A 2241-nucleotide genomic window follows, 5' to 3' on the forward strand; every position below is an offset into this window, starting at 1 on the left:
CGATGTCGATCTATTTAGTGAGTTTTTCTATGGCTTGGTTAACCACTCGTGGATGACCGTGCACTTAGACAATCTCAAAGGTAAAAACAGCCATCATCAGATCGAATCTACCTTTAAAGCTTTTGCTCGTGCGCTACGTATGGCGTGTGAATATGATGAGCGTGCATTGAATACGCTACCGTCGACCAAAGAGGCGTTCTAGATGAGTAGAGCTACTAAAATTGCACTATTAGATTATGGCATGGGTAATTTGCACTCTGCTGGCAAAGCACTATCAGCAGTAGGCGCAGACGTCTCTATCACCAATGACCCAAAAGTCGTCGCTGCTGCCGACAAAATCGTTTTCCCCGGTGTCGGAGCCATGCGCGATTGCATGATTGGTATGCATGAAGCGGGTATTGATGAGGTCGTGCGTGATGCGATATTTAACAAGCCTGTGATGGCTATCTGTGTCGGTATGCAGGCGTTGTTTGAGCAGTCGGCGGAGAATGGTGGCACGGACTGTTTGGGCATCTTAAATGGCACGGTAGAAGCCTTTGACCCGGCGTGGACGGACGAGCAAGGCGCGACGATTAAAGTGCCGCACATGGGCTGGAACACGATTACGGAGATGGATACTAGCCACCCGTTATGGAATGGTATTGAGGACAACGCGCATTTTTACTTTGTACATAGCTATTACTGTGCGCCTGCCGATAGCGCACAAGTGGCGGCGGTATGTGACTATGGGCAGCCATTTTGCGCCAGCGTTATCCAAGACAACTTATTCGCCACCCAGTTCCATCCAGAAAAAAGCCATACTGCTGGCTTGCAGCTGTTAAAGAATTTCGTCGAGTGGGATGTGTAGATAGGTAGTAAACATAAATTGCATACTTGCTTCAGAATAGGGTAGATTATCGTTTGTATAATCTGCCTTTTTTATTATCCGTTATTTTTATTATTCATTTTTAGTTATTGTTGCTTAATGATACGCTCAATTATTTTTTGCTCGCTTATACTTGGAATATCTCAGTGGACTTTACCGCCTTTAAAATTGATATCATCGACATAACAGGATTGGCCAAAGATGCGCTGCATATTTATGTTGGCGTCGGCGTCTATCTGCTTTGTCTACTCTTACTGCTACCTATTATCAAAAAGCAAGGTATTCGATCATTCATCGCATTGATCGTGGTGACGGGTGTCGCTCTATTAGGTGAGTATTTGGACAACCGTCATATCATTAGACCAAGAGGGTTTTTTGCATTAGGAATGGTAGATATCAAGGCAAGTTTTCATGATTTGGTGAATACTTGCTTAGTACCTTACGTGCTACATGCATTAAATAAGTGGACAGCCATCTTTCGACCAGCCAATAAACCTGCCTCATTGACCAAACGCCATAAAAAAACGGACTATTAAACAGTCCGTTTTTTTTTTGCTATTTGAGCTTATGATTTTAGCAGCTAATCTTATTTTTTGGCCTCATCATACAGCTCGCGTACTACGTCGCCAATCACCTTAATACCATCCGTCAGCGTCTGCTCATCGGCGGCGATGCTCATACGGATACACTCGTGCGCGTGCTGGTAATCGCTGACGTCGACACCAGGGAAGAAGTATTTGCTTGGCACAATCAATGTGCCTTTTTCTTTGAGACGCTCGTACAGCTCAAGGGTAGTAATCGGCAAATCTTTAAACCATAACCAGAAAAATATCGCGCCTTCAGGCTTATGAATAACCAGCGGATAATTACCCAAGGCTTCTTTTAACAGCTTCACAGCGAGTTTTGCTTGCTGCTGATAAAACGGCTTAACTTCATTATCAGATAACTGCTTGATACGATCGTTTTCTACCAGTGGTGTGGCAATCGCTGCACCAAAGCGTGTCGGTGCTAGATTGACCACCGCATTCATCGCGCTGACCGCTGCGATCACTTTCGCATCGGCGACAATGATACCGGTACGCACACCAGGCAGACCGATTTTGGACAGGCTAAAGCACAGAATCGTATTGTCATCCCAGTTTAAATGCGCATCTGAATAAATGATATTAGGAAACGGCATACCATAAGCATTATCGATAATCAGCGGCACATCGTAGCGTTTGGCAATCTCGGCTAAATGATTCATTTCCTCATCGGTCAACACGTTACCCGTTGGATTGGTCGGACGTGAACAGCAAATTGCGCCGATACGACCTTCTTTTAACGCTGGCAAGTTCTCTAATGCCTCAAAATCTACGCGATATTTAAAGAAGCCT

At 44.8% G+C, this 2241-nt stretch carries 3 protein-coding genes and 1 pseudogene; 3 read left to right on the forward strand and 1 reads right to left on the reverse strand.

The window, feature by feature from the left end; genetic code table 11:
• From ACS8FD_RS13145 to ACS8FD_RS13155, 3 genes and pseudogenes are all read left to right on the forward strand, one after another.
• Positions 1 to 202: pseudogene (locus ACS8FD_RS13145) on the forward strand (imidazoleglycerol-phosphate dehydratase); the annotation flags it as partial.
• A complete protein-coding gene (gene hisH / locus ACS8FD_RS13150; protein WP_439263424.1) occupies positions 203 to 847 on the forward strand; it encodes an imidazole glycerol phosphate synthase subunit HisH in 645 nt (214 codons plus the stop codon). It begins immediately after the preceding pseudogene.
• 137 nt (positions 848 to 984) lie between these two features.
• The gene (locus ACS8FD_RS13155) at positions 985 to 1401 is read left to right on the forward strand and encodes a hypothetical protein (RefSeq protein WP_439276219.1); all 417 of its coding nucleotides are present in this window, start codon (positions 985 to 987) and stop codon (positions 1399 to 1401) included.
• Between the two features lie 50 nt (positions 1402 to 1451).
• Here the strand turns inward: ACS8FD_RS13155 and ACS8FD_RS13160 are convergent.
• Positions 1452 to 2241, reverse strand: a 790-nt coding sequence (locus ACS8FD_RS13160; protein ID WP_439276220.1) for an aminotransferase class I/II-fold pyridoxal phosphate-dependent enzyme, incomplete at its 5' end; no start/stop codon positions are given.

The organism is Psychrobacter sp. 1U2, assembly GCF_051847575.1.

What these genes read in the sequence shown, in the direction of transcription:
- hisH (WP_439263424.1), top strand. Translation starts at nt 203, where the DNA reads ATGAGTAGAGCTACTAAAATTGCACTATTAGATTATGGCATGGGTAAT.